Genomic DNA, 2,890 nt, shown 5'->3' on the forward strand with positions numbered 1-2,890 from the left:
CCGTTATAAATCAAATTCAATACCAGATTTGTATAATTTATAAATATTCTCTTGCCGGATTCCTTTAGCTTTATCTTTGGCGCCCATAAACATTACTACTGCACGTACGTTCTGTGGTACAAGCAGTTTTTTGAATCATGTAATTAAAATCAATGCTTTATGAATGTAGAAAGAAAAAATGCGAAAGATGACTTACGGCTCTACATACCGGAAGTTATCGGGATGCTGAAGCGGGAAGGAAAGTTCCCGGCAATGCATGTTTATGCTTGCACGTTGCGTTCCTATGAGAAGTTTTGTGCAGAGGAAAGGCATCCGAAAAACACCACTGCTTCCCTGTCCATGCAGGAGATTTTCACCCCTGAGAGGCTGAAAGAGTATGAGGACTGGTTGGCTGGACAACAGTCCAGTCCGAACACGATCTCCACTTATATGCGTACATTGCAGGCGGTATACAATCGCTGGATGTCACCGGGTATAGAGGGGTACAATCCGGTGCTGTTCAAGGATGTTTATACGAAAGTGGAGTCGCGTACCAAGCGGGCGCTGACGGCAGAGCAGATGGAGCAACTCAGGAATACGGACTTTAGTGTGCTGACACTGCGTCAACAGCAAGTGCTCACCTACTTCCTGCTGATGTTCATGTTGCGCGGTATGCCGTTCATTGATCTGGCACACTTGCGGAAGTCGGATTTAAGAAATAGGCGCATCACTTACCGTCGGCACAAGACGGGGAAATTGATGGTGGTGGATGTGCCGCCCGATGCGATGAGGCTGTTGCAGAAGTACAGGGATAAGACGGATTCGGAATATCTGTTCCCGTTGCTGCATGGTGGCTTGTTCATGGAGGAACATCACCACCGCTATCAAGAAACATTACGGCATTTCAACCGGGAGTTGGCGCGGCTGATGAAACAGTTATTGCCCGGTGTTTCCGTAAGTTCGTACACCGCACGCCATACATGGGCTACACTTGCTTATCATAGTGGTGTACCTGTGGGACTGATAAGCCAGTCGTTGGGGCACTCGTCCATTCGGGTGACGATGACTTATCTGAAACCGTTTGATGCGGAGGTGATAGACAGAATAAACAAGCAAGTGATTTCCTTGGTGAAGAAAAGTAAAAAGAAGAAAGATGGCAGATTTAATATGTTGTATGGCACTTCGTTGAGGTGAAATTACTTGCATAGTAACGGCAAATAGCAGCTACAAAGTTGCGTCTTTTTTGACAGAAAAGCAAACAAACCCTAACAAAATATGAATAAATCTTATATCGGACAGCAAAAACAACATCAAAATTAGCCCCTGATACATACAGTTTCCGATTTTTTACCCCAGCAGGCAAAAGGAATCGTGTTTCCGCTTTATCCTTTGAAAGTGGAATGCTTCTTTACGTACCTTATTATCAGGAAAACTTCTTTTTACCATAAAATGATACCGTCTGAAAACGCCTTTCCGGTCTGCATCAAATGGTAGTTTGCCGTTACTATGCAAGTAATTCCAACAAACGCATTAATTATACTGTTTATGAAGACTATAGAACTTCCCATCAAAAGAGGAGACCGTGTGTGGGTGAAGGTTTATAATGAACGAAATGGCTCATTCACTTCGCGTATGGCGGAGGTTATATCTATATTGCAAATGTATGTTTCCGGGGCAGATGTACCGTATGTAGCATTGCGTTATCTGGACGATCGCAGCTATGGATGTATTCCTTATGAACAAGTCACCGAAGTATGCGACGAATCTTTTTCTGAATAACAGACCATTTGATAGAATCTGAATAATAGTACTGTAGTTTTGTTGATACTAATAGCCCTGCTTTCTTCATCCGCCAGTATCGTCTGACAAAGAAGAAAAGCAGGGCTTTCTTTTATAACCAACCCGAAAACTTTCTGATATACCAGTTCTTTATCAATTGAGTCAGTACGCAATAGGAGAGCAGAATACCCACCAGCCACGGGAAGTAACTCAATGGAAGTGCCTGCAAACCTATGGATGCTCCGAAAGATGTGAATGGTATCACAATTCCTATAACCATCACCAAAGTAGTCATACCGATTACGGGCCAAGTGGCACGGCTCTGTATGAACGGAATTTTCCGTGTACGTATCATGTGTACAATCAGAGTTTGCGAAAGCAGTCCCTCAATAAACCATCCTGATTGAAACAAGGACTGATGTTCCGGACTATTACAGCCAAACACATGCCACATCACCAGATACGTGACGATATCAAATATGGAACTGATGGGCCCGATGTAAATCATAAAACGTTTCAGGTCTGATGCATCCCATCTGCGTGGTTTTCTCAGAAACTCCGGATCCATGCGGTCGAATGGAATCGTAGTTTGCGAGATATCATATAGTAAATTCTGGATGAGCAGATGAATCGGCATCATCGGCAGGAACGGCAGAAACGCACTTGCAAACATGACACTGAACATATTACCGAAGTTTGAACTTGCCGTCATCTTGATGTACTTATTGATATTCCCGAAAGTCTTCCGGCCTTCCAGTACTCCGTCTTCCAGTACCATCAGGTCTTTTTCCAGCAGGATGATGTCGGCACTTTCCTTGGCGATGTCCACAGCGGAATCTACCGAAATGCCGATATCCGATTGCCGTAAGGCGGCAGCATCATTGATGCCGTCTCCCAGAAACCCTACGGTATTCTCCTGTTCCTGTAAGATGGAAATAATCTGTGTTTTTTGTAGAGGCGTCAATTTGGAAAAGCAGGTAGTGGTCTTTACACGCTCTTTCAAAATAGTCTCATCCATATTCTCAATATCTGGTCCGGTCAGTGAATAACTTGTGTCGATACCTACTTGCCGCCCTATGGCTTTCACTACAATATCATTATCCCCCGATAAAATTTTAACTTCCACACCATA

Annotated in this window: 3 protein-coding genes; 2 read left to right on the forward strand and 1 reads right to left on the reverse strand. The window is 43.8% G+C overall.

Going from position 1 to position 2,890, the window contains the following annotated elements; translation table 11 throughout:
* Nucleotides 1-159: 159 nt before the first annotated feature.
* Both BACCELL_RS17535 and BACCELL_RS17540 read left to right on the forward strand, forming a co-directional pair.
* Nucleotides 160-1,173: a tyrosine-type recombinase/integrase gene (locus BACCELL_RS17535; RefSeq protein WP_007213303.1), complete on the forward strand. Its 1,014-nt coding sequence runs from the start codon at nt 160-162 to the stop codon at nt 1,171-1,173.
* Nucleotides 1,174-1,524: 351 nt separating this feature from the next.
* Complete coding sequence (locus BACCELL_RS17540; protein ID WP_007216095.1) at nt 1,525-1,758, forward strand: hypothetical protein; 234 nt, start codon at nt 1,525-1,527, stop codon at nt 1,756-1,758.
* Nucleotides 1,759-1,870: 112 nt separating this feature from the next.
* Here BACCELL_RS17540 and BACCELL_RS17545 read toward each other — a convergent pair.
* Nucleotides 1,871-2,890, reverse strand: a 1,020-nt coding sequence (locus BACCELL_RS17545; RefSeq protein ID WP_007213306.1) for an HAD-IC family P-type ATPase, incomplete at its 5' end; no start/stop codon positions are given.

The organism is Bacteroides cellulosilyticus DSM 14838 (genome assembly GCF_000158035.1).
GTDB lineage: Bacteria > Bacteroidota > Bacteroidia > Bacteroidales > Bacteroidaceae > Bacteroides > Bacteroides cellulosilyticus.

Bases quoted from the DNA above. Each gene is read 5' to 3' on its own strand.
- BACCELL_RS17535 (WP_007213303.1), top strand. From the start codon at position 160: ATGAATGTAGAAAGAAAAAATGCGAAAGATGACTTACGGCTCTACATA.
- BACCELL_RS17540 (WP_007216095.1), top strand. From the start codon at position 1,525: ATGAAGACTATAGAACTTCCCATCAAAAGAGGAGACCGTGTGTGGGTG.